The organism is Saccharopolyspora montiporae (assembly GCF_015209505.1).
Lineage (GTDB): Bacteria > Actinomycetota > Actinomycetes > Mycobacteriales > Pseudonocardiaceae > Saccharopolyspora > Saccharopolyspora montiporae.
Window position 1 is genome coordinate 196,231 of the sequence record NZ_JADEYC010000014.1, and the last position, 25,059, is coordinate 221,289.

Here is a 25,059-nt window from a genome sequence, read left to right on the forward strand (position 1 = left end):
GGATGAGTCGGCCGGGCGGCCGCGGCGGTTCCGCCCGTCGAGGAAAGTCCGGACTCCGCAGGGCAGGGTGGTTGCTAACGGCAACCCGGGGAAACCCGCGGGAAAGTGCCACAGAAAGCAGACCGCCCGGCGGGTTCGCCCGCCGGGTAAGGGTGAAACGGTGGTGTAAGAGACCACCAGCGCCCCGGGTGACCGGGGCGGCTCGGCAAACCCCACCCGGAGCAAGGTCAAGAGGGCGCTGCGCGCGCCTGCGCGGACGTTCGAGGGTTGCCCGCCCGAGGTCCGCGGGTAGACCGCACGAACCTGTCGGCAACGGCAGGTCGAGATGGATGGCCGCCGAACGGGTCGCTGCGAAGCACCCGGGAACAGAATCCGGCTTACAGGCCGACTCATCCGCCCCTTCCCGCCGAGCACGTCTCCATCCCGACCGTCGTCGGTCGGGCGGATCGCGGCGAACCGCCGGTCTCCGAGGGGCGAGCAGACGTTGAGACGGAGGTCCGCCCCGCCTCGCAGGTCGACCCATCCGCCCTCGCGCATGATCCGCACCACTCCCGCAGCGCCGCGGTGCGCCGAGCGGACCTGTCCGCTGCTCCGAACGGCCCTGCCCGCCGCGTGCTCGCCGCGTCCTCGTCCCGCGCCACGGCGGGTGGTTCCGCCGCATCCCGCGCCACATCCGGCATTTCGCCCCGACCTGCTGTTCCGGTTGCTCGGATCCGCCACTGGCCGCCGAGCGGGTGTGGCATGATCGTCCCTGGTGACGCGGAATGCACGGACCTGCACCGAGTGCCTCGGGCGGGACCCGTTACGCTGAGTCCGCGAGTCAAGATCACCCGGCCGGATCGCCGTGCTGCGGCGCGGGTTTCACGTGATCCGGACGAGTGCATCTGGCGCCATGTGGGGAGATCCACTGTCCACGAGCAGGTGCACGGTGCGTGACGAACGGACTCGCAACCGAGTGACCGGGTACCGGTCCTGCGGTCGGGAAACCGGTCGTGGGGCGGCTTTCCGCCGCGGTGCGCGGGATGGAGCACGCTCGATCGGCCCATTCGCCGCAGGACGGTCCGGGCTGTCCCGGGAGTGGTCCGAGCACACCGCAGCGGACAACCACTAACTTCTGGTCACCACATCATGTTCTACTCGTACCTGCGTGCCGGGGGAATCCCGGTGTGCCGAGGTACCGGGCCCGACGACACTGAAGCGCACCCAGGGGTAACGAGATGACCGTCATGTCGCTGGAAGCACTGGCACAACTGGATGTGCTGGCGCAGCAGGAAGTCGGCACCAGTGGCATCCAGAGGTGGATCCTGGACAACCTGCTGCCCCTGCTGCTGTTGACGGTCGCCGTGCTGCTGCTGTGGCTCGGCGGCGGCAAGGGCGACAACGCCGGTGTCATGCGACGGGTCGGCGGCGTGATCGTCGCGCTGGCGATCATCGGGCTGGCCGTCAACGGCGCGGGCGTGGACATCGGCACGTTCATCGCCGGCTTGTTCTCCACCAGCGGGTGATCAGCAGTGCGCGTTCGCACCGATGACGAGGTCTACCGGGTCGATGCGGTGTGGCTCGGCCCGCCGCGGGCCACCTTCCCGTGGCGGGCGCGCTACGTGGCCTGGGGTGTCGGTCTCGTGGTGTTCCTGCTGGTGCTGGCCGTCGAGCGCCGGATGGGCATCGGTTTCGGATTCATCTCCACCGGGTGGGCCGTGGTGATCACGGTCGCGCTCACCCAGGTCATCTGCTCGCGCATCGGTCACGAACGTCCGTTGAGCGCGGTGTTGGTGATGTGGCTGCGCGAACTGACCGCGCCCCGGGAGCGGAGTTCCGGCACCGGAGGTGCCGCCAGCGCCGCGCAGATCCGGGTCCGGAACCACCGGCCGCGCCCGGCCGAAACCGGGCGCAGGCGTCCGGAGCGGCGGCAGCGGGCGCGTTCCGGCCGCGGCGGCCGGCGCGACGCGGTTTCCAGCAGGCGAACTCGTAGCAAGGAGGTTCGGGGTGTTCGGTCGCCGGCGAGGCCGTGAGCGCAACACGAACCAGATGCCGGGAGCGGTCCGCGGCTCCACCGGCAAGGGCGGCGGAGCCAAGAAGAAGCAGCCCCGCGGGCTCGGCGACGAGCAGTCGATCCCGCAGTACACCCCGTCGATCGCGGCCCGGTCCATCGACGGCCACCTGCTGCGCACCGGTCAGGACGTGTTCGCCTGGTACCGGTTGTCCCCGCAGCGCTGGTCGTTCCGCTCGGATTCGCAGCGCCAGGACCTCATCGCCGCGATCGCGGGCCAATACGCGGAGTTGCAGGGCCGGTGGATGCACCTGCGCGTCACCAACCGCCCGTACCCGATCCGGATGTGGGCCGAGGCGCACGTGCACAACGCGCGCAACCCGCTGCCGGACACTCCGGACGCGTTGAGCTTCGACGACTACATGGTCGGTGAGCAGCAGCAGCTGATGGGCCGTTCCATGGCCGAGAAGGAGGTCTACCTCGGCGTCCAGGTGCAGACCCGCAACGTGGTGGACCGCGCGGTGGAACGCGCCGCACCGCTGCTGCAGCGGGTGTTCCCGGAGGCGGTGGATGCCGAGCTCGTCGCGCTGGACAGCGAGATCGACCACCTGGACCAGGTGATCGGTTCGGCGGGGCTGGACGGGCGTCCGGTCACCGCCGAGGAGGTCTCCTGGCTGATGCACCGGTCCTGCTCGCTGGGCCTGCCTGCGCCGCGCAACCTGCCCGCGGTCCCGGGAGCGCCGTGGGAACCGGAGGACCTCGCGTCGTTCACCGACGCCTCGGACATGCACCAGGAGCCGTACGCGCCGACCGTGACGGTCCGCGGGCGCACCGGTTCCAACGCCGGCATCACCCGGCACGTGGCGCTGCTGACCGTGGGCCAGTCGCACGGGCTGCAGATCCCGGAGATCGACGATCCGTGGATGCAGCACTCCGACCGGCTGCCCGCGCCCGTGGAGTGGTCGGCGCGCATCTACGTCCGCCGGCCCGAGGAGGTCGGCGGCGAGCTGCAGCGGCAGATGAACAAGGTCCGCTCCCAGGTGCGGCACTACACCGAGGAGCACGGGCTGGAGCCACCGACCTCGCTGGCCCGCCAGGCCGGCCGGGTGCTGGAGATCGACGACGAGATGACCACCGGGTTCACCGCGCTGGCCACCCGGGTGCGCTCCTGGTGGCGCGCGGCGGTCTCCGGTCCGACCGAGCGCGACGCGCTGCGGCTGGCCCAGCAGCTGCTGGACCTGTACAAGCCCAAGATCGCCATCGAGCACCCGGAAGCGCAGTACGCGATGGCCCGCGAGTTCATCCCGGGCGAACCGCTGGCCAACGGTGCCTACATGCGCCGCGGTTCGGTCGTGTGGGCGGCGTCCGGCGTTCCGCAGGCCACTGCCGAGGTCGGCGACCGGCGCGGCATCCTGCTCGGCGAGACGTGCACCGCGACTCGGCGTCCGGTGGCCTGGGATCCGTGGATGGCGCAGGAAGTACGCGACGCGTCCGGGCTGACCGCCCTGGTCGCCGGGCTCGGCGGCGGGAAGTCGTTCCTCGGCGGCGGAATCGTGTACAAGACACTGCGCGCCGGCGGGACCTGGACGTTGCTGGACCCGTCCGGACCGCTGGCCGAGCTGTGCAAACTGCCCGAACTGCGGCCCTACGCGCGGCCGATCAACCTGCTCAACGCCCAGCCCGGCATCCTCAACCCGTACCGGGTGGTGGCCGAGCCGGAGCTGGAGCACTTCGTCGACGAGGACGATCCGGAACGCAGCTGGCGGCGGGAGCGCGCGCTGGCCGCGGCCACCCGCAGGCGACTCGTGCTCGACGTGCTCACCGGGCTGCTGCCCTTCGAGGTCGCCCGGTTGCCGCAGACCCGGATCGTGCTGCTGCGCGCCGTCCGCGCGGTCGGCGGGCGGGCCGATGCGCACCCGGGCATGGTCTTCGAGGCGCTGCGCCGGGACGCCAGCGAGCACCACGAGCACGCGATCGTGGTCGCCGACTTCCTCGACGAGATCCGGGAGCGGATGTCGCTGCTCATCCCGGAAGCCGACGCCGACCCGTACTCCGAGCACCGCGAGGACCGGCTCACCGTGCTCACGATGGCCGGGCTGAACCTGCCCAAGGACGGTGTGGGCCGCGAGCACTGGACCGACGCCGAGGCGCTCGGCGTGCAGATGCTCAACCTCGCCGCCTGGCTGACCCAGCGCTCGCTGTACGAACGGCCGAAGGACGAGCGCAAGGGCGTGTGGATCGACGAGGCGTTCTTCCTGTCCGAGGTGCCGACCGGCCGGGTGCTGATGAACCGGTTCGCCCGCGACTCGCGGAAGTGGAACGTGCGGGTGCTGCTGTCCAGCCAGATCCCGGACGACTTCCTGCGCATCCAGGGCTTCGTCTCGCTGCTGGATTCGGTGTTCATCGGGCGCCTGGACGACGAGCAGGCGCAGGCCGATGCGCTGCGGCTGCTCAAGGTTCCGGTCGACGCCGGGTACGAGCAGGTGGTGGCCGCGCTCGGCCGCAGGCCGGGTCCGGCGCGCAACAGCACCGAACGGGACCGCGCACCGCGGCAGTTCATCTTCGGGGACGGCGCGGGCGGAGTGGAGAAGATCCGCATCGACTTCTCCGGTCCGCACCTGGAACACCTCCGCGAGGCGCTGGACACCACACCGGCCGCCAAGGACGCGGTCGACCGGCGCGAGCTGCGCGCCGGCGGGGACGGCGCCAACTCCGACCGCGGTGATCCGGCCCGGCCCATCGGCGCGGCGGTCCCGGACGTCGACGACCGCTCCGCGGAGTTCGAGGACTTCGACGAGTTCGAGCTGGAATCGGTCGGCATCGGCTACGGCGATGACGACGGCGAGCGCTCGGCCCGCCAGCAGGGCGAGCGGGGTGGGGACGACGCCCGGTGAGCGGGGTCGCGCTCCTGGCGCTCGCGGCCGTCGCGGTCGCGGGTTGCGCGCTGCTGCTGCGGCGGTTCCGCATCCCGGTGCGCGGCGCGTTGCTGCTGCTGACCGGGGTGCTGGCCGCGCAGCTGGCGTTCGGTTCCGCCGCGTGGGCGCAGGGTTCGGACTGCAAGGAACCGCCGAACCCGGAACGGCCCGGATCGGGCATGGTCGGCGCGCTGGACCCCGCGCCGATGGGCATCGGCGAACCCGGTAGCGCCTACGACGAGGTCGGCTACGCCGGTCTGGTCTGGAACACCTACGACCTGGGCTGCGGACCGCAGGGCATCACCAACCCGGACGCGCTGGCCGACACCTGGGTCGGCAACGAGCTGTTCGACATCGCCAAGAACCTGGTCGGTGCCACGAACGGCTTGCACTACGCGCTGCTGAACGGGGACCTGCTCAACCCGCTCGACGAGCTGATCGCCACCGGCACGGTGGCCCTGTACGACAGCGTTTTCGCGCCGTGGTTCGGCCTGGTGGCGCTGGTCTTGGCCGTGCTGCTGTTCCGCTACATCTGGCAGGGCGACCTGGCCACCATCGGCAAACGCAGCATGTGGGCGCTGGCCGGGTTGTGGTTCGCCTCGGCGACCTACCTGACGCCACTGGTGTACACGCACGCGCTGGACGAGGTGGTCATCACCGGAACGTCGGCGGTGCAGGCGGGTTTCCTCAGCGAGGTCGGGGTGGACGAGAGCAATGCGCTGCCCACTCTGCTGCACGACCGGGTCATCTACGACAACTGGTTGCGCGGCGCGTTCGGTTCACCGGACGCGCCGCAGGCGCGCGAACTCGGCCGCGATCTGCTGACCGCGCAGGCGTGGACCAAGGAAGAGGTCAACGAGGGCGCCGACCAGGGGTCGCCCGAGCCGAAGAAGCAGCAGTTTCGCGATGTGGCCGGGCAGACCGGCAGCACCTACGGCTACTTCCAGGGCGTCGACGGCAGCCGCATCGGCGCGGGCGGGCTCGCCATGGTGCAGAGCCTGGCGTTCGCCTCGTTCCAACTGCTGGCCAAGGCCGCGATCCTGCTCGCGCAGGTGATGCTGCGGGTGCTGATCCTGGCCGGACCGCTCATCGGCCTGGTCGCGATCGTGCACCACCAGGTGCTGCGCACCGTCGGGCGCATCGCGGGCGCCGCGGTGCTCAACGTCGTGATGATCTCCGCGATGGCCGGCCTGCACACCCTGGTGCTGACCTGGATTTTCGCCCCGGGGCGCGGTTTCTCGCCGCTGACCCAGATCCTGCTGGCCGCGCTGGTGACGATCGTGTTCCTGATGATCGGCCGCCCGGTCCGCCGGATGGGGCAGATGGTGGAGCTGTCCGTCGGCCGTTCCGGGATGCGCGACCAGCGGGTCCCGCCGAGCGTGTTCTCCCGGTTCCGCGGCAGGCGGCGCGGCGACGGGTCCGCCGACGGCAGCGACGAGTTCTGGGACCAGGTGCGCACCAGCGACGCCGAGCCCGAGCACGGGGCCGGGGCGGGGACGGGCCGGCGCAGGCCGGAAGCCGAGCACCACTCGGTGGCGGCCACGGCGCAGCGGTTGGACCAGCCGCCCGCCGCGGATCCGCAGGCCCCCAGCGCGGCGATCCCCATCGGCTCCGGCGACCGGGAGCGGCGCGCGGGCGCGCGATCGCTGCCGGAGGCGCGGTCGGACAGCCGGGTCGTGGACACGAACCCGGTGGCCGAGGCCGGTTGGGACCGCGCGGACGAGGATCCGGTGCTCGTGCCGTCCCGGGTCGCCGCTGAGCAGGACCGGGGCGCGCCCGATCCGGGACCCGGTCCGCAGCCGCGCCGTTCGGAGAACGAAGTGGTGGCCGGACGCCCGGTCAACGTCATCTACCGGCCGTCGCGCGGTCTGGAGGTGGCCGATGGGTGACCGGTCCGGACCCCGACGCCCGGCCGTGGAGAGGAGCACCTGATGCCGATCCGCACGCACCGCGGGCGGGCAGCGGTGTACCGCAGGTTGTGGGGTTGGCCGCTGCGCTCGCCCCGGCATCTGGTGGTGGCGCTGGTCGTGGTCGTGGGCGCGGCGACGGTGGTCGGGCTGCTGCTCCCGGATCCGCCGCCGCAGCAGCGGTCGCCGACGTACACCGCCGAGCCCGGCGGGGACGTGCGGGCCGAGGCGCCGACGCAGCCGAAGTCGCCGCCGACGCTGTCCGTCCCGCAGAACGCCCCGCCGCCGGCCCGCCCGTCACCGCGGGGAGTGGCCGTCGCGGACGCCTGGGCACAGCGGTTCACCGCCTTCCGCCCCGGCATGGACGAGCAGCGGTGGCTGGACGGGCTCCGGCCGCACACCACGGACGAGTTCATCACCGAGATGGCGTCGGTCGATCCGGCCAACGCCCCGAGCGCCGTCACCGGGCGGCCCGAACCGGGTCCCGCCACCAGCACCTCGATGGTCGTGCGGGTGCCCACCGATCTGGGTCCGCTGCGCGTGACGGTGAACCGCACACCTGACGGCTGGCGCGTGGCCACTTACGACAGGGAAGGTTGACATGCGGAAACTCGTGGTTGCGGTGGTCGTGTTCGCGGGTTTCGCAGGGTTGCTCGGGGTGGGGGTGCTCACCGCCCTGCTCGGGGCCACCGGCGGGTCGCAGCGCGACTGGACGAGCTGCGCGGCCGGGCTCGGGCCGTGGGGCGAGGGCGCCGGCCGAGGGGAGAGCGACGCCGCCTCGCTGGACGGCGAGTCGGTGGACATCGCGCAGCGGATCATCGAGATCGGCCAGGAGCGGCAGCTCCCCCCGCGCGCCTGGCAGATCGCCATCCAGGCGGGCAAGACCGAGTCCAACCTGGCCAACCTGACGCACGGCGACCGGGATTCGCTGGGCATATTCCAGATGCGCCCGTCCATGGGCTGGGGAACGGTCGCGCAGGTCACCGACGTCGAGTACCAGGTGCACAAGTTCTACGACGTGCTGGTGGAAATCCCGGGCTGGGAGGAGATGCGTCCGGGCACCGCGGCGCAGCGCGTGGAGCGCTCCGCCTTCCCGATGCGCTACCACGAATGGGAGCCGATGGCCGCCCACCTGGTCAGCACCGAGGGCGACGTGGAGGGCATCACCGGCTGCGACGACCTGCCGAGCCCGAGCGTCCTGGCCGGGCAGGCCGTGGAGTACGCGGTCGGCAACGTCGGCGCCCCGTACGTGTGGGGAGCGGCGGGCCCGGACGTGTTCGACTGCTCGGGACTGACCCAGCAGGCGTGGAAGGCGGCCGGCGTGGAGATCCCGAAGTACTCGCAGACGCAGTACGACGAGGGCGGGGTCCCGGTCCCGCTGGCCGAGGCGCAGCCCGGTGATCTGGTCTTCTGGGGCTACGGGCGGGATCCGCAGGCGGTGCATCACGTCGCGCTCTACCTGGGCGATGACGAGGTGGTGCACGCGCCGCAGCCCGGCGAGGAGGTGGAGGTGACCGAGATGTGGGACAGCGGTGAGCTGCTGCCGCACGTGATCCGGCCCGCCGACGAAGCACCCGCCGCGGAAGCCGCAGCCGTCCCCGCGAGCGGCGCCGGCCGATGAGCACGGCGGTCCGCCCGACCACCGGAGGGGTTGATCATGTTCACACCGGACCCGATCCCGCGGCACACCGGCCCGCCCGCATCCAGCACACCGCTCGGTGACTACCTCGCCGGCGAGGGACCCGGGGTGGACGGCGGGTACGCGGTGTTGCCGCGCTCGCTGGCGGAGAACATGCCGCTGCCGTGGCAGCAGCAGATGCGCAACCTGCTCGCCGAGTTCCACCAGGCCTACGGGTACCTGCAGTGGCCGGTGTACCGGGTCGTCCCGTCCCGCTACGAGTGGCTGGCCGACCTGGACGAGGACCAGCTGGCCGAAGTCGGCTGCACCATCGAAGTGGGGGACGGTGGCGATTTGGAGTACCGGCTGCGCGACGGGAGCCGGGTGCCGGATCCGGAGAACCACCGGGTGCTGGTGTCCTGCCTGGATCCGATCCCGCGCAACCCGCCCGACGGGCAGCAGCCGCCCCCGGCCGCCCCGGCGCCGCAGCAGTGGTGACCGCCGTGCGGGTGGTGCCGCGGCCCCGATGGACTCACGGGCCAGTGACACCCGCGCGCCCGCGTGCGAGGCTTGCCGTCATGGGCCAGAACGCTTGGTACTACTGCCTGAAGCACCAGCGGGTCGAACCGCAGGCGGGCTGCCGCGCGGCCGACCGGCTGGGCCCCTACCCGGACAGGGAGACCGCCGCGCACGCCCTGGACATCGCCGCGCGCCGCACCGAGCAGGCCGACGAGTCCGACGAGCGCTGGGAGCAGGGGGACTAGCCCGACGTGCCGCGGACACCGGCAGGGGACGGTCTCGGCGCCGCCGCGACGTGCGGCGCGGAGACCGATTTCGCTGCGGTCCGCGCGGAACTGGGATTGGCCCGGGACTATCCCGCCGAGGCGCTGGCCGAGCTGGAGCGCCCGGTGGCGGGCCTGCCCGGCAGGCGGCGCGACGCCACCGACCTCCCGCTGGTGACGCTGGACCCGCCCGGCTCGCGCGACCTCGACCAGGCGGTCGTGCTGCAGCGCAGGCGCAGCGGATACCGGGTGCACTACGCGATCGCCGATGTGGCCGCGTTCGTCACCCCGGGCGGCGCGCTGGACGCCGAAGCGCGGCGGCGCGGCCAGACGCTGTACCTACCGGACGGCAAGGTCCCGCTGCATCCGGACGGGCTGGCCGAGGACGGTGCGAGCCTGCTGCCGGGTGCGGTGCGCCCGGCGGTGTTGTGGACGTTCGACCTGGACTCGGATGCGCTGCCGGTGCGGGTGTCGGTGTGCCGGGCGATCGTGCGGTCCACGGCCCGGCTCGACTACCGCGGGGTGCAGGGCGAACTCGGGCTCGGTGTGGCGCACCCGTCGATCGAACTGCTGCCGGAAGTCGGTCGGCTGCGCCGCAAGCAGGCCGCGCAGCGCGGCGCGATCGAACTCGGGCTGCCCGAGCAGCAGGTGGAGCCGGACGGAGCCGGCGGCTGGCGGCTGATGCTGCGCCCGCGGCCCGCGGTCGAGGAGTACAACGCCGAGATCTCGCTGCTGACCGGGATGTGCGCTGCGGAGATGATGCTGTCCGCCGGGACCGGTGTGCTGCGCACCGTGCCGGATCCCGAGCCGGACGTGGTCGCGGGTCTGCGCCGATCGGCCGACCGGCTCGGCGTGCACTGGCCGTCCGGTACGTCGGCCGGGGGCGCGTTGGCCGCACTGCCCGCCGACCGCCCGGAAGCGCTGGCGGTGCACGTGGCGGCTGCACGATTGCTGCGCGGTGCCGGGTACACCGCGTTCGACGGCGGGGCCCCGGCGCAGACCGGGCACGCCGGGATCGGTGCCGCCTACGCGCACGTCACGGCACCGCTGCGCAGGCTGGTGGACCGGTTCGCGGCGGAGGTCTGCCTGGCCACCGCGGACGGGCGCGATGTACCGCGGTGGGCGCGGGATGCGCTGGCCGAGCTGCCCTCGGCGATGGGCGGCTCGGACCGGGTCGCCGCCCGGGTGGAGCGCGCCTGCATCGACCAGGTGCAGGCGTGGTCGCTGGCGCACCGGGTGGGCGCCGAGTTCCCGGCGACCGTGCTGCGCTCGGCGAACGGGTCCGCGGGGGAGGTCTACATCGCCGATCCGCCGGTGATCGCGCCGTGTTCCGGTGTGCCCGGCGAGGGCAGCCGCGTCCGGGTGCGGCTGGTGCGGGCGGATCCGGACACCCGGACCGTGGCCTTCGAAGTGGCCTGACGCACACCCCCCGACTGTGGCGGGCGCGGTTCGCGGGGTCGATCGTGGAGGCGCATCGGACGGACGAAAGGGGCAGCAGTGGCTGGCGTGCAGGACATGACGGTGGGAGTGCTCGGCGGTACCGGTCCGCAGGGCAAGGGGCTCGCGATCCGGTGGGCGCAGGCCGGGCTGCGGGTGCTGATCGGCTCGCGCAAGAGCGACCGGGCCCAGGAAGCGGCCCAGGAGATCGCCGCGACCAGCGGCGGGGACGTGGCCGGCCGGGACAACGCCGGATGCGCCGCCGAGGCGGATATCGTGCTGGCGGCGCTGCCCTGGGACGGGCACGCGGACACGCTGCGCAGCCTGCGCACCGAACTCGCGGGCAAGATCGTCGTCGACTGCGTGAACCCGCTCGGTTTCGACGGCAAGGGGCCGTACGCGTTGCCGGTGGAGGAGGGCAGCGCCGCCGAGCAGGCCGAGCAGCTGCTGCCGGACTCCCGGGTGACGGCCGCGTTCCACCACGTCTCGGCGGTGACGCTGGCCGATCTGGACGTGCCGCACGTGGACCTGGACGTGCTGGTGCTCGGCGACGACCGGGAGGCCACCGACGTGGTGCGCGAGCTCGCCGGGGTCATCCCCGGGGTGCGCGGCATCTACGGTGGGCGGCTGCGCAACGCGCACCAGGTCGAGGCGTTGACCGCGAACATCATCGCGATCAACCGCCGGTACAAGGCGCACGCGGGCCTGCGGATCACCGACGTGTGAGCCGTCCCGGGCCGGTGCCTAGGCTCGGGAGCATGGATCTGGATCTTTCCGGGCGCTGCTTCATCGTCACCGGCGCCAGCAAGGGGCTCGGCTTCGCCACCGCGCGGGCACTGGTCGGCGAGGGGGCGCGCGTCGTCGTCTCCTCCTCGGACGCGGACAACACCGCTGCCGCGGTGCGCGAACTGGGCGAGTCGGCAGAAGGGGCGGCGGTCGACCTCACCGATCCGGCCGCGCCGCACCTGCTCGTCGAGCGCGCGCGGGAGCGGTTCGGTCGGCTGGACGGGCTGTTCGTCAGCCACGGCGGGCCCCCGCCGGGCATGCCGTCGGCGATGGACGACGACACGCTGCGCCGCGGGTTGGAGATCGCCGCCGTCGCCCCGATCCGCCTCGCCCGCGAGGTGGCCGGGCAACTGGGCGAGGGCGGTTCGGTGCTGGTGCTGACCTCGACGTCCGGTGCCGAACCGCTGGCGGGGCTGGCGAGTTCGAACGTGGCCCGCCCCGCGACCCAGGGCTTCGTCAAGGATTTGGCCAACGAGGTCGGGCCGCGCGGGGTGCGGGTCAACGCGCTGCTGCCCGGCCGGTTCGACACCGAACGCGCCCGGTCGCTGGCCGCCGCCGACCCCGCCGGCCAGGAGCAGGCCGAGCGGGCCACGGCGCTGCGTCGCTCGGGGGATCCGGACGAGCTCGCCGCGGTCGCGGCGTTCCTGCTCTCGCCGCGCGCGTCGTTCGTCACCGGCGCCGCCTGGACGGTCGACGGAGGCCGCCGCGCCGAGATGTGACCGGCGGGTGTTCGCCGCGGCGGCGGGTGCTTACCGTGGGTGCCATGACCGATGCGCAGCGTACATCGGCCCAGTTCGCCGGGGAGACCGCGCGGAGCGGCGAGTGGGTCCGCCAGCCGAACCGGTTCACCGCGCGGATCACCGCCGACGGCTCCTCGGGCTGGCCGGTGCAGGCCGACCGCTACCACCTGGTGGTGAGCCTGGCGTGCCCGTGGGCGCACCGCTCGCTGATCGTGCGTGGGCTGCTGGGCTTGCAGGACGTGCTCTCGCTGGGCGTGGTCGATCCGATCCGGGACGACCGCGGCTGGCGGTTCACGCTGGATCCGGGCGGTCGCGATCCGCGCACCGGCATCGCGTTCCTGTCCGAGGCGTACCTGGCGGCCGATCCGGATTTCGCCGGGCGGTTCACGGTCCCGGCGATCCTGGACGTGCCCACCGGCCGGGTGGTCAGCAACGACTACCCGCAGATCACCCTCGACCTGTCCACCGAGTGGACCCGGTTCCACCGGCCCGGCGCCCCGGACCTGTACCCGGAGGGACTGCGCGAGCAGATCGACGAGATCAGCGCCGCGGTGTACGAGGACGTGAACAACGGCGTCTACCGCTGCGGGTTCGCCACCACGCAACGGGCTTACGAACAGGCGTTCCGCCGCCTGTTCGAGCAGCTGGACCGGTTGTCCGAGCGGCTGTCCCGGCAGCGCTACCTCGTCGGCGAGACGATCACCGAGGCCGACGTCCGCCTGTTCACCACTCTGGTGCGCTTCGACGCCGTCTACCACGGGCACTTCAAGTGCAACCGGCACAAGCTCGCCGAGCTGCCGGTGCTGCGCGACTACGCGCGAGACCTGTTCCAAACGCCCGGATTCGGCAGCACGGTGGACTTCGGGCACATCAAGCGGCACTACTACGAGACGCACCGGCAGCTGAACCCGTCCGGGATCGTGCCCGCGGGCCCCGACGAGTCCGGCTGGTACGCCCCGCACCACCGCGAACAGCTCGGCGGCAGCCCGTTCGGCACCGGCACCCCGCCGGCCTGACCCGGCCGGGCCGCCGCGGCGGACGACCCGGCCGGGGCGGCTCAGAAGCTGTGCTCGGCCGCCGGGAACTTTCCGGAGCGCACGTCGGCGGCGAAGTCGCCGGCCGCCTCGGCCAGCGCCCCGCCCAGGTCGGCGTACTTCTTGACGAACCGCGCGGTGCTGCCGGTGTTCATGCCCGCCATGTCGGTCCACACCAGCACCTGGCCGTCGGTGTGCGGGCCCGCGCCGATCCCGACCGTGGGGATGTCCAGCTCGGCGGTGACCTCGCGCGCCGCCTCGGCCGGAACCATCTCCAGCACCACGGCGAACGCCCCCGCCTCCTGCAGAGCCCGGGCGTCGGCCAGCAGTTCCGCGGCCTGGTCCCCGCGCCCCTGGACGCGGTAACCGCCGAGCCGGTGCTCGCTCTGCGGTGTGAAGCCGAGGTGGCCCATGACCGGGACCCCGGCATGCACCAGCGCCTCGACCTGCGGTGCGAAGTGCCTGCCGCCTTCGAGCTTGACCGCGTGCGCGCGGCCCTCCTTCATGAACCGGCCCGCCGTGGCCACGGCCTGCTCCGGGGATCCCTGGTAGGAGCCGAACGGCAGGTCCGCCACCACCAGTGCGCGCTCCGCCGAGCGGGTGACCGCGCGGGTCAGCGGCAGCAGCTCGTCCACGGTCACCGGCAGCGAGGATTCGTAGCCGTAGACGTTGTTGGCGGCCGAATCCCCGACCAGGAGCACGGGGATGCCCGCCCGGTCGAAGATCTGCGCGGTGTACATGTCGTAGGAGGTGAGCATCGGCCAGGTCTCCCCGCGCTCCTTGAGCTGCTGGAGGTGGTGGATGCGCACCCGCCGGCCAGCGGGGCCGGATCCGTACGGCGCGGCGGTCTCCGCCTGCGCCGGGTTCTGAGCACCAGTCATCGTCGACCGTCCTTGTCCCTCGAAGCCCGCGCAGCGGGTCCCCGGGTGTGTCGGAGGAAGGTTGCGCGGAGAGCCTCGCACGATTGCCGACCGGACGGGTACCCGCCGGAACGACGTCACAGTCGCCGTGACCGGTGCCGCAGCGAAGTGCCTACCGCTGGTCGGGGCGCAGCTCGCGCCAGCGGTTGGTCAACGGCAGCCTGCGGTCCCGGCCGAACGCCTTGAACGTGATCTTGGTGCCCGGCGGGTACTGCCTGCGCTTGTACTCGGCGCGGTCGACCAGCTGCAGCACCCGCTCGACGAGGTCGGCGTCGAAGCCCTCGGCGATCAGGTCGGCGTAACTGCGGTCGCTCTCCACGTAGCGGTCGAGCACCTCGTCGAGCAGGTCGTAGGGCGGCAGCGAGTCCTGGTCGACCTGTCCCGGGCGCAGTTCGGCGGACGGCTCCTTGCTGATGGAGTTCTCCGGGATCGGAGCCACCTCGCCGCGCTTCTCGGCCTCCGCGTTGCGCCACCTCGCCAGCTGCCACACCAGCGTTTTCGGCACGTCCTTGATCGGCGCGAACCCGCCGACCGCATCGCCGTAGATGGTGGAGTAGCCCACCGCCAGCTCGGTCTTGTTGCCGGTGGCCAGCACCAGGTGGCCGTACTGGTTGGACAGCGCCATGAGCGTGATGCCGCGGCAGCGCGCCTGGACGTTCTCCTCGGCCAAGCCGGTGAGCCCGAGCCGGCCGACGAACACCTCGACCATGTCCCGGATCGGCTGCTCCTGGTAGTGGCAGCCGATCCGCTCCGCGAGGTCCGCGGCGTCCGAGCGGGAGTGCTCCGAGGAATAGTCCGACGGCAGGGAGACCCCGTGCACCGCGTCCGCGCCGAGCGCGTCGGCGGCCAGCGCCGCGGCCACCGCCGAGTCGATCCCGCCGGAGAGTCCCAGCGTCACGGTGCGGAAACCGTTCTTGTGCGCGTAATCGCGCAGGCCCGTCACCAGCGCCGACCACACCTCCGCCTCATCGGGCAGCGGTTCGGCCACCGGTGGTGCCGGCAGCGGTTCGTAGGCGGGCACCGGGTCGGGCTGCAGCAGGATGCGCTGCACGTCGAACGCCGCCGGGCTGCGCACGGTGCCCGGTTCGGTCGGCACGGTCGTCGTGGTGTGCTCGCCCGCGGGCAGGTCGGTGTCCAGCACGAGCAGCTGCTCGGTGAACTGCGCGGCGCGGGTGAGCAGCCGCCCGTCCCGCCCGGTGACCATCGAGTCGCCGTCGAAAACGAGCTCGTCCTGCGCGCCGACCAGGTTGACGTAGGCCACCGGAGCGCCCGCCTCGGTCGCCCGCCCGGCGACCAGCGGGGTGCGCGCGTCGTCCTTGGCGCGTTCGTAGGGCGAGCCGTTCAGGCACACCACCAGGTCGACGCCCACCTTGCCCAGCGCGGCGACCGGTCCGCCGTTCTGCCAGATGTCCTCGCAGATGACCGCGCCGATGTCCAGCCCGTGCAGCCGCACGATGGGCAGGTCGAACCCGGGCGCGAAGTAGCGGGCCTCGTCGAAGACGCCGTAGTTCGGCAGGTGGTGCTTGTGGTACGTCGCCACGACCTCACCGGCGTGCAGGAACGAGGCCGAGTTCCGCGGCCCCTCGTCGTCGCGGCCGAGGTGCCCGACGAGCACCAGGGCGTCCCCACAGCCGTCTTCCTGCAGATCGGCCGCCAGCTGCTCCAGCGCCACGCGGTTGGCGGCGGCGAACGACTTGCGCAGCGCCAGGTCCTCCACCGGGTACCCGGACAGCACCATCTCCGGGAACGCGACCAGGTGCGCTCCCCGCTCGACCGCCGAGCGGGCCCAGTTCCGGATCATGGCGCTGTTCGTGGCGATGTCGCCGACACATGCGTTGACCTGTGCGAGTGCGATGCGCAGCTGGGGCATTCCGTCATCCTCGCGCACATCGCGGCCGCGTGTCGTGCTGCCCGGTGTGAATCACGCCGCTCCTGCCATGTCACGATCCCACGGTGATCCGCCTACTGACCGTGCTCGCGGCCGTGCTCGTGCTGGGCGGTAGCGCCTGCAGCCTGCCGGGGCAGGATTCGGAACCGCTGCAGCCGCACACCGAACGCAACGGGCCGACCGGTCCGGTTCCGCCGGGGCTCGACCGCTTCTACGGCCAAGAGTTGTCCTGGGGGCCGTGCGAGACGTACGCGACCACGGCCCAGGACCGGCCGCTGTACCAGGATCCGGGACTGGAGTGCGCCCGGCTGGAAGTGCCGATGGATTACGCCGCCCCGGATGGCGAGACCGTCCAGCTGGGACTGCTGCGCAAACCCGCGACCGGCGGCGACGAGCGGATCGGCTCACTCGTGCTCAACCCGGGCGGGCCGGGCGCCTCCGGGATGAGCGCGGCGGCGAGCATGGCCGGTCAGGACGCCGAACTCGCGGACCGCTTCGACATGGTCGGTTTCGACCCGCGCGGGGTGGGCGCCTCCGAACCGCAGGTGCACTGCCTGACCGGTCCGGAACGCGACGCCGACCGGCTCGACTCCGATGCGGACTCCTCGCCGAGCGGCGTCGCCCGCTCCGAGCAGGAGGAGCGCGAGTACGCGGGCAAGTGCGCCGAGCGCACCGGTCCCGAGCTGCTGGCCAACGTCGGAACGCGGGATGTGGCGCGGGACTTGGACGTGCTGCGTTCGGCCCTGGGCGACGACAAGCTCAGCTATCTGGGCTTCTCCTACGGCACTCGGATCGGCTCGGAGTACGCCCAGCAGTTCGCCGGGAACGTACGTGCGCTGCTGCTGGACGGGGCGATCGACCCGGGTCAGTCCACCGTGGACCAGCTCGTGGCTCAAGGTGCGGGGTTTCAGCGCGCTTTCGACGACTTCGCGGCCTGGTGCGCCGAGCAGGACGACTGCGCGCTCGGTCGGGACCCGTCGGCGGCGGTCACCCGGTTCCAGGAGCTGACCCGGCCGCTGGTGGAGCAGCCCGCGTCGGCGATGCAGGACCGCAGGCTGTCCTACGAGGACGCGACCACCGCCGCCATCCAGGCGCTGTACGCGCCCTCGCTGTGGGAGCAGCTCAACACCGGGTTGCACGAGCTGCGCGCGGGCAGCGGGAACCTGCTGCTCACGCTCGCCGACGTCTACTACGGACGCGAGCCCGATGGCCGGTACTCCAACACCACGGATGCCTTCGACGCGGTGCACTGCGTCGACGACCAGCGGGTGCACGATCCGGACGAGGTCCGCGCCGCCGATCGGCGCTACCGGGAGGCGGCCCCGTTCCTCGACGACGGCAACCCGCCGAGCGCGGCGCGGGACATGTGCTCGTTCTGGCCGGTGCCGGTCACCGGTGATCCCTCGCAGCCGGACGTCTCCGGGCTCCCGCCGACGCTCGTGGTCTCCACGACGGGGGATCCTGCCACGCCCTACCGGGCGGGTCAGGAGCTGGCGGACGCGCTCGGCGGCGGTCTGCTGACCTACGAGGGCACGCAGCACACGGTGTTCCTGCAGGGTAATTCCTGTGTGGACGAAGCGGGCCGGGACTACCTGATCGACCTGGAGCTGCCGGAGCCGGGTCAACGCTGCAACTGACGCAACCGCAGCCCGGCCGGGACCCGCGGCTGGTCCGGATGAGCCGGAAGTACCGACGTTCACCGTATAGTGAACTGGCTCACTGTCCTTTACCGTCACCGCATGGACAAACAGGACGATGCGGGTCCCTCCGGGGCGGCGCAGGACGTCACGTCGGTGCTGCTGTCCGGCAGCACGTACCGCGGGCTCGGCGAGCAGGTGCTGTCGCCGTCCGAGGAGCGGTTCGAACGAGCGCGCCGCACGGTCGGCCTGGTGCTGGCCCCGGTCCTGACGATCGTGTTCCTGCTCCTGCCGGTCCAGCTCGACCCGGCCCAGCACAAGCTCTCCGCGGTGCTGCTCGGCGTGATCGTGCTCTGGGTCTGCGAACCGGTGCCGATCCCGATCGGCGGGCTCATCGGCGTGGCGGCGATCGTGGTGCTTGGCGTGTTGCCCCCGGACGACGTGCTGGAGCCGTTCGGCTCCAGCACCGTGTTCACCTTCATCGGGGCGTTCATCCTCGCCCAGGCGATGCTGCGACACGGGGTGGCGCGCAGGTTCGCGTTCACGATCCTGTCGATGCCCGGCGTCGGGCGCAGCACCTGGCGGGTGATCATCGCGTTCGGCGTCATCACCGCGCTGCTGTCGGCCGTGGTGTCCAATACCGCCACGGTCGCGATGCTGCTGCCCACCGCGGTCGGCATCCTCGGGGTCATCGCCGAGCTGGTGCGCCAGCGGCTGCCCGAAGGGGCCGCATTCGACCCGCTGCGCCTGCGGGTCGGCACCGCGCTGATGCTCATGCTCGCCTACGCCGCCAGCGTCGGCGGACTGCTCACACCGATCGGCTCCCCGCCGAACCTCATCGGCCGCGGCATGATCGAGGAGGCCACCGGCGAGCGGATCTCGTTCCTGCAGTGGATGGCGGCCGCCGCACCGATCTGCCTGCTCATGTTCGTGGTGCTCGCGGTGATCCTGCTGCTGCTCAACCGCCCGGAGATCAGCAAGCTCACCGGCATCGAGGAGTACGTGGCCGCCGAGCGCGCGAAGCTGGGCCCGGTCAGCCGCGCGGAGAAGAACACCCTCGTCGCGTTCGCCGTCACCGTGGGGCTCTGGGTCGCGCCGGGATTCGTCGCGCTGTTCGCCGGCAACGACTCCGCCGCCTACGACGTGATCAGCGAGCGGCTGGACGAGGGGATCGTGGCGGTGCTCGGCGCTTCGCTGCTGTTCCTGCTGCCCACCGACTGGGGCAAGCGGCAGTTCACCCTCAGCTGGACCGAGGCCAGCCGCATCGACTGGGGGACCGTGCTGCTGTTCGGCACCGGGATCATCTTCGGCTCGCTGCTGGAGGACACCGAGCTCGCGCAGACACTCGGCCAGGGAACCGCCGGTGCGCTCGGGTTGTCCAGCGCGGTGGCGATCACCGTGTTCGCCGTGGTGCTGGCGGTGGTCGTCTCGGAGACGACCTCGAACACGGCCGCCGCGGCGGTGGTGGTGCCGATCGTGATCCCGGTGGCCGTGGCGGCCGGGATCAACCCGTTCATCCCCGCGCTCGCCGCGACCTTCGGCGCGTCGTTCGGGTTCATGCTGCCGGTGTCCACGCCGCAGAACGCCGTCGTCTACGGCTCGGGTTCCGTGCCGATCACCAAGATGATCCGCTCGGGCGTGGTCTTCGACGTCGCGGGCGCGATCCTGATCGTGTCGCTGGTCCCGCTGATGGTGGCGGCGCTGTCGCTGGGTGGCTGACGTTCCGGGCGGGCGGCGGTTCGTCCCCGGGGGCGAACCGCCGCCCGTGTTGCGCGCGTGCTACCTCCGGCTACCGGTCGATGACGTTCGCCGTCCGGTTACGCGACGGGCCCGGTGAGCTTTTAGGCTGCGGGCATGACTCGCCAGCAGGAGTTCGTGCTCCGCACCTTGGAGGAACGCGACATCCGCTTCGTGCGGCTGTGGTTCACCGACGTGCTCGGCATGCTCAAGTCCGTCGCCATCTCGCCCGCCGAGCTCGAAGGCGCCTTCGCCGAGGGCATCGGGTTCGACGGTTCGGCGATCGAGGGCTTCGCCCGGGTCTACGAATCGGACATGGTCGCCAAACCCGATCCGTCCACCTTCCAGGTGCTGCCCTGGGAGACCTCCGACGGCGAGCACTATTCCGCGCGCATGTTCTGCGACATCCACATGCCGGACGGATCGCCGTGCTGGTCGGACCCGCGGCACGTGCTGCGCCGCACCCTGGCGCGCGCCACCGAGTCCGGGTTCACCTGCTACGTGCATCCGGAGATCGAGTTCTTCCTACTCAAGGACCTGCCCGACGACGGCGGCGAACCCCGTCCCGCCGACTCCGGCGGGTACTTCGACCAGGCCAGCCACGACGCGGCCCCGCACTTCCGGCGCAACGCCATCGAAACCCTCGAAGCGATGGGCATCTCGGTGGAGTTCAGCCACCACGAGGGCGCGCCGGGCCAGCAGGAGATCGACCTGCGCTACGCCGACGCGCTGACGATGGCCGACAACGTGATGACCTTCCGGTACGTGGTCAAGGAGGTCGCGATCACCCAGGGCGTGAAGGCGTCGTTCATGCCCAAGCCGTTCAGCGCCCAGCCGGGTTCGGGGATGCACACCCACTTCAGCCTGTTCGAGGGCGACCAGAACGCCTTCTACCACCCGGAGAACCCGTACGAACTCTCCGATGTGGGGCGGGCTTTCGTCGCCGGGATCATGCACCACGGCCGCGAGATCAGCGCGGTGACCAACCAGTGGGTCAACTCCTACAAGCGGCTGGTCGTCGGCGGTGAGGCACCCACGGCCGTGTGCTGGGGGCACGCCAACCGGTCGGCGCTGGTGCGCGTGCCGATGTACTCGCCCGGTCGCGCCTCGTCGCGGCGCGTGGAAGTGCGCAGCCTGGACACCGCGTGCAACCCGTACCTGGCGTACGCGGTGATCCTCGCCGCCGGCCTGCGCGGGGTGCAGAAGGGCTACGAACTGCAGCCGGCCACCGAGGACGACGTGTGGTCGTTGACCGACGCCGAGCGCCGCGCCGCCGGGTACGCCAACCTCCCGCAGAACCTGAACGAGGCGCTGGCCGAGATGGAGTCCTCCGAGCTGATCGCCGAGACGCTCGGGGAGCACGTCTTCGACTTCTTCCTGCGCAACAAGCGCGAGGAGTGGAACGCCTACCGCAGCCACGTCACGCCGTACGAGCTGCGCACCCTGCTGCCCATGCTCTGATCCGGCAGGTCGGGGCGCGGTACCGCCCGCGTCCCGACCGATCCACCCGAAGACGTGGTCCTGCTCGCCGCTTCGGGTGGGATCTGGCGTGTCGGGCGTGCGCGTCGAGGCGATAGGTTCCGACCGTGACCGATTCGCAGCCCGGCGCCGACCGTCCCGAGTCCGCCGCGCCCCCGCCCGGCGGCGACCAGCCGGAAGAACTCCAGTGGCCCGCAGAATCCGCGGACGGCGGCGACCTGGTCGGCTGCGTGCTGGCGGCGCGTGACCGGTTGCCCGCAGCGCGGGTGCTCGCGGACTCGTTCCGCCGCCACCACCCCGGAGCCCGGTTCGTGCTGCTGCTGATCGAGGCCGCCGATGCGGAGCCCGATCCGGACGGGCTGCCCGCGGAGGTGCTGCGTCCGGCCGATCTCGGGCTCGCAGCCGATGAATTCGCCCGCCTCGCCGTGTCCTGCACCGCCGACGGGTTGCGCACCGCGCTGCGCCCGCTGCTGCTGCAGCACCTGCTCGCCGGCGGGGGCACCGTCCTGTGCTTCGAACCGTCAGTGCAGGTGTACGCCCCGTTCGACGACCTGCTGTCCGGACTTTGCCCGCGCCGACCGGTCGCCGTGGTGCCGCGGGTGCTGCGAGCGCTGACCGCGGACGGCCTGCGGCCGGACGCGGGCGACCTGGCGCGCTCCGGTGCGTTCGACCCGGCCTGCTTCGCCGTCCGGCCCGGCGCCGAACCGCTGCTGGAGGCGTGGGCGCAGCAGTTGCGCGCGGATCCCGCCGCGGACGCCCCGCTGCTGGACGGGATCGGGGTGCACGTCGACCACGAGGTGCTGCGCGATCCCGGCGTGGGGCTGTCCGCGTTCAACGCCGCCCAGCGCGAGCTCACCGCCGAAGCCGACGGCTACCGGGCGGACGGATCCGCGCTGCGCAGCGCGCACTTCGCCGGTTTCCAACCGCAGCGGCCCTGGCTGCTGTCCACCGAGTACGCCGACCGCCCGCGGGTGCTGCTCTCCGAGGATCCGGTGCTGGCCGGGCTCTGCGCCGGCTACCGCACCGCCCTGGTCGAGGCCGGTTACGCCCGCGAGGAGCCCTACCCGTTCGACGTGCTGCCCGGCGGCTGGCGCATCCCGGAGCCGCTGCGGACCGAGTACCTGCAGGCGTGGTCTGCCGGCACCGCGCCGGCCAGCCCCTTCGAGCCGGGATCCGACGGCGCCGAGTTCCTGGACTGGGCGTGCGCACCGGCCGACGCCCGGCAGCGCGCGGCCGGGGGGTCGCGCTGGACGGCCGCGGTGTGGTCCGCGGATCCCGCGCTGCGCCGCGAACACCCCGATCCGTTCGGGACCGGCGCCGAATCGTTCCACGAGTGGTGCACCGGAGTCGGCGTGGCCAGCGGACGGGTTCCCGCGGCCGCCGTGCAGCGCGGTCCGGCCCGGGAGGCGGCGCTGGTCGACCAGCTCGGCGTCGCGATCCTGGGTTCGGGACGGCTCGCCGGGCTCGTCCGCGCCGCCGTGCACGCGTCCGGGCTCGCCTCGGCGGACAGCGCCTACTACCCGGTGGTGCTGCGCTGCGAACCGGATCTCCCGGTCCCGGCCGGCCGCTACGTGGTCGACGTGTGCCCGTCCGCGGACCGGGAGGTGCCCGCGGACACCGCCGAGACCTGGGTGCTGTCCGAGGCCGCGCGGGTGCTCGCGCGGGGCTCCGGCGAACCGGGCCCGCGGGTGGTGCGGCTCCCGGTCCCGCAGGGCGAACCCGATCCGGTCGCGGGCAAAGCTGTACGGGACGGCCTGGACCTGTCCGCCGAGTTCGCCGTCGGCGCGTTCGCCGATCACGGCACCGAGCGGGCGGACAACGCGCTGGGCGCGGTCAACGCGTTCCGCACCGCGTTCGACGACCGGGACGACGTGCGACTGCTGATCGCCGCGAGCGGATCGGCGGCGCATCCCGAGGCGGCCGAGCGCCTTCGCCTGGCCACCGCAGCCGACCCGCGCGTCGTCCTCCTGGAGGGCGACGGCGCGGCCGAGGACGTGCTCGCGGCCGCCGACTGTGTCCTCTCGCTGCATCGCGGGGCTGCCGGCGAGCACAACGTGCTGCGCCTGCTGGAAGCCGCTGGGGCCGGTGTGCCGGTCGTCGCCGGCGAACACGGTGCGGTCGCCGAGCTCTTCGGACCTGCTGGTGCCGCGCTGGTGCCCGGTGCGTCCGGCGAGCCGGACGTCGACGCCGCCGCGGACCTGCTGCGTGGGCTCGCCGAGGATCCGGAGGCCGCGGGCGAGCTGGGCGAGCGGGTGCGCGACCAGCTGGTGTCCGTGCACCCGCCGGCAGCGGCGGGGGAGAAGGTGCGCGCTCGCGTCGAGCTGGCCTACCGGACCTGGCGCACGAAGTGGGCGCACGACAGCCACGGCCAGTTCGATGATCCGCTGCGTCCGCTGGTCGTCGCGCGGCACGCGCTGCACCGGGCCCCGGACGTCGGCGTCGGTAGCCGCAACGCGATGGCCCCGGCGCTGCGCAAGGCGGTGCTCAAGGCGCTCGGGCACTACGACGAGCACATCCGCGACGTGCTGCGCTCGGTCGTCGACGGTGTCGAGCGGACCGCGTCGGAAGTGCTGCGCAGGCAGCACGAGGGCGAGGACGGCGACCAGGAAGCAGTGCGCGGTGAGCTCGCCCGGCTGGCGCAGCTGCACGAGCAGAGCAGCGCCCGGCTGGCCGGGGTGGACGACGGGGTGGTGCGCGCCCGCGCCGATCTCGCCGACCAGCACCGCAGGCTGCGCGACCTGGAGTCGGGCTCGGGAACCGATCACCGCTCGGACGCGCTCGCCGAGCGCATGGACAGCCTGACCAGCGCGGTCGAGCGGTTGCTGGACCGGATGGATGTCCTGGAGCAGCGGCAGGCCGCAGCGCACGAGCAGCTGGAGTCCGCGCAAGCTGCCGGCCGGGACGCGGCGAACGCGCTGCAGCGCACCGAGGTGTTGCAGCGCATCGTGCTGCGCGAGCACGAGCGCAGCAGCGGATCGGCGGACACCGGCAGCGCACCGGTGCTGTGCGACGCCGGCCTGCTGCGGCTGCCCGCCGATGACGCGGTCCTGCTGCCCTGGCTGTCGTCCAACCAGGAGTGGGATGCCGACGTCTCCGCGCTGATCGATTCGCTCCTGGAACCGGACGGCGTCTTCGTCGATGTCGGCGCCTACGCCGGATACCAGACGGTCCGGGTGCTGGGCCGCCTCGGCGGCACCGGGACCGTCGTCGCCGTCGAGCCCTGCTCGCGCAGCATGCAGCTGCTCAAACACAACGTCGAGGTCAACGTGCCCGCGGCACCCGGCGGCGAGCTGGTGCTGGTGGAAGCCGCGGCCTGGGACGGCGTCGGTTCGCTGAGCTCGGAACCGGCCGCCTCGGGCGGCGTGTCCGTGGGCAGTACGGCCGCGGAATCGGGCGGTGTCGTCCCGGCGGTCCGGCTGGACAAGGAGCTGGAAGGCCACGCCGCGCTGCAGGGCAGGCGGTTGTCCGTGGTGCACGTCGACGTCGGTGGCCGGGTGCACCGCGCGCTCGGCGGCCTGGTCCGCCTGCTCCGCCGGGACCGCCCCTCGGTGGTCTGCTCGTTCACCCCGTCGTCGATCGAGCAGCTGGGTGACGACCCCGCGGCCGTGCTCCGCGAGTTCGGCACCTGGGGCTACGAACTGGTCCCGGTCGGCCGGACGACGCCGGTTTCCGCCGATGACCTGCTCCGCGCCGTGCACTCCGCCGGTCCCGGGCGGACCCTGAAGCTGTGGCTGCGCCCTACCGGCAGGACGACCTAGCCGCCGGAGTGATTGTCAAGGGTCTGACCAGGCGATTTGACTTTCACGGAGAGTGTGCGTAACTTATTTCTTGCCGCACGGAAAGCCGGACGGAACAGGACGTACGAGCCTGGCGGGTACGGCTGTGGGAGCGACCAGCGATCGGCATGACGATCGCGTGGAGCGCAGACCGCTCGGGGCGCGCGGGTTTGACACCGCGAAGCGAACCGGGTAACGTGAAGCGGTCGCCAAGAGAGGTGAACTCGATTGGTGCAGCGTTGACAAACTTGAGCACGGCTTCGATCTCCACGGAGATCAGGCGGGGGACCCCCCTGAAAACGCCGAGATCCGGCCCTGCTAAAGTAGGAACAACGCAAAACGCGAAAGAAATATTCACCTGGCTGGGCTTCATGCTTATCGGGTGTGTTCTTTGAGAACTCAACAGCGAACTG

The 25,059-nt window shown here is 72.2% G+C and carries 19 protein-coding genes and 1 other RNA gene; 17 read left to right on the plus strand and 3 right to left on the minus strand.

Translation table 11 applies throughout. The annotated features are described in order from the left end of the window. Positions 1–3 precede the first annotated feature (3 nt). The 13 genes from rnpB (at position 4) to IQ251_RS09425 (ending at position 13,191) form a co-directional block, all read left to right on the plus strand. Positions 4–396, plus strand: an RNA gene (gene rnpB / locus IQ251_RS09365) — RNase P RNA component class A. A gap of 821 nt (positions 397–1,217) precedes the next feature. Then, on the plus strand, positions 1,218–1,505 hold the full coding sequence (locus IQ251_RS09370) for a hypothetical protein (RefSeq protein WP_193928088.1): 288 nt from the start codon (positions 1,218–1,220) through the stop codon (positions 1,503–1,505). Between the two features lie 6 nt (positions 1,506–1,511). After that, a complete protein-coding gene (locus tag IQ251_RS09375; RefSeq protein WP_193928089.1) occupies positions 1,512–2,012 on the plus strand; it encodes a hypothetical protein in 501 nt (166 codons plus the stop codon). A gap of 16 nt (positions 2,013–2,028) precedes the next feature. Then, on the plus strand, positions 2,029–4,884 hold the full coding sequence (locus IQ251_RS09380; RefSeq protein WP_193928090.1) for an ATP-binding protein: 2,856 nt from the start codon (positions 2,029–2,031) through the stop codon (positions 4,882–4,884). Then, positions 4,881–6,794, plus strand: a complete 1,914-nt coding sequence (locus IQ251_RS09385; protein ID WP_370591299.1) for a hypothetical protein — start codon at positions 4,881–4,883, stop codon at positions 6,792–6,794. The genes IQ251_RS09380 and IQ251_RS09385 overlap by 4 nt, the downstream gene beginning before the upstream one ends. Positions 6,795–6,836: 42 nt before the next feature. Next, positions 6,837–7,412, plus strand: a complete 576-nt coding sequence (locus tag IQ251_RS09390) for a hypothetical protein (RefSeq protein WP_193928091.1) — start codon at positions 6,837–6,839, stop codon at positions 7,410–7,412. A 1-nt stretch (position 7,413) separates the two neighbouring features. After that, a complete protein-coding gene (locus tag IQ251_RS09395; protein ID WP_193928092.1) occupies positions 7,414–8,433 on the plus strand; it encodes a C40 family peptidase in 1,020 nt (339 codons plus the stop codon). Positions 8,434–8,469: 36 nt separating this feature from the next. Then, a complete protein-coding gene (locus IQ251_RS09400; RefSeq protein ID WP_193928093.1) occupies positions 8,470–8,928 on the plus strand; it encodes a hypothetical protein in 459 nt (152 codons plus the stop codon). Positions 8,929–9,008: 80 nt separating this feature from the next. Further along, positions 9,009–9,194 carry a hypothetical protein gene (locus IQ251_RS09405; RefSeq protein ID WP_193928094.1) on the plus strand — a complete coding sequence of 62 codons (186 nt, stop codon included), beginning with the start codon at positions 9,009–9,011 and terminating at the stop codon, positions 9,192–9,194. A 6-nt stretch (positions 9,195–9,200) separates the two neighbouring features. Continuing rightward, positions 9,201–10,631: an RNB domain-containing ribonuclease gene (locus tag IQ251_RS09410; RefSeq protein ID WP_193928095.1), complete on the plus strand. Its 1,431-nt coding sequence runs from the start codon at positions 9,201–9,203 to the stop codon at positions 10,629–10,631. Positions 10,632–10,709: 78 nt separating this feature from the next. Then, positions 10,710–11,375 (plus strand): NADPH-dependent F420 reductase, encoded by a 666-nt coding sequence (gene npdG / locus IQ251_RS09415; protein WP_193928096.1) that lies wholly within the window; start codon positions 10,710–10,712, stop codon positions 11,373–11,375. A 32-nt stretch (positions 11,376–11,407) separates the two neighbouring features. Next, positions 11,408–12,154, plus strand: a complete 747-nt coding sequence (locus tag IQ251_RS09420) for an SDR family NAD(P)-dependent oxidoreductase (RefSeq protein ID WP_193928097.1) — start codon at positions 11,408–11,410, stop codon at positions 12,152–12,154. A 44-nt stretch (positions 12,155–12,198) separates the two neighbouring features. Further along, positions 12,199–13,191, plus strand: coding sequence for a glutathione S-transferase family protein (locus tag IQ251_RS09425; RefSeq protein WP_193928098.1), 993 nt, complete (start codon positions 12,199–12,201; stop codon positions 13,189–13,191). 41 nt (positions 13,192–13,232) lie between these two features. On the opposite strand, the gene panB is transcribed toward IQ251_RS09425, so the two are convergent. Both panB and IQ251_RS09435 read right to left on the minus strand, forming a co-directional pair. Next, positions 13,233–14,090, minus strand: coding sequence for a 3-methyl-2-oxobutanoate hydroxymethyltransferase (gene panB, locus IQ251_RS09430; protein WP_193928099.1), 858 nt, complete (start codon positions 14,088–14,090; stop codon positions 13,233–13,235). A gap of 151 nt (positions 14,091–14,241) precedes the next feature. Next, complete coding sequence (locus IQ251_RS09435; RefSeq protein WP_193928100.1) at positions 14,242–15,999, minus strand: NAD+ synthase; 1,758 nt, start codon at positions 15,997–15,999, stop codon at positions 14,242–14,244. An 83-nt stretch (positions 16,000–16,082) separates the two neighbouring features. On the opposite strand from IQ251_RS09435, the gene IQ251_RS09440 reads away from it, so the two are divergent. The 4 genes from IQ251_RS09440 (at position 16,083) to IQ251_RS09455 (ending at position 24,628) form a co-directional block, all read left to right on the plus strand. Beyond that, complete coding sequence (locus IQ251_RS09440) at positions 16,083–17,654, plus strand: alpha/beta hydrolase (RefSeq protein ID WP_193928101.1); 1,572 nt, start codon at positions 16,083–16,085, stop codon at positions 17,652–17,654. Positions 17,655–17,756: 102 nt separating this feature from the next. Continuing rightward, positions 17,757–19,373 carry an SLC13 family permease gene (locus tag IQ251_RS09445; protein ID WP_193928102.1) on the plus strand — a complete coding sequence of 539 codons (1,617 nt, stop codon included), beginning with the start codon at positions 17,757–17,759 and terminating at the stop codon, positions 19,371–19,373. 135 nt (positions 19,374–19,508) lie between these two features. Then, the gene (glnA, locus tag IQ251_RS09450; RefSeq protein WP_193928103.1) at positions 19,509–20,852 is read left to right on the plus strand and encodes a type I glutamate--ammonia ligase; all 1,344 of its coding nucleotides are present in this window, start codon (positions 19,509–19,511) and stop codon (positions 20,850–20,852) included. 125 nt (positions 20,853–20,977) lie between these two features. Then, a complete protein-coding gene (locus IQ251_RS09455; RefSeq protein WP_193928104.1) occupies positions 20,978–24,628 on the plus strand; it encodes an FkbM family methyltransferase in 3,651 nt (1,216 codons plus the stop codon). A 43-nt stretch (positions 24,629–24,671) separates the two neighbouring features. Here IQ251_RS09455 and IQ251_RS19705 read toward each other — a convergent pair. Continuing rightward, positions 24,672–25,059 (minus strand): hypothetical protein (locus IQ251_RS19705; protein ID WP_228046426.1); only part of this gene is annotated, 388 nt, incomplete at its 5' end.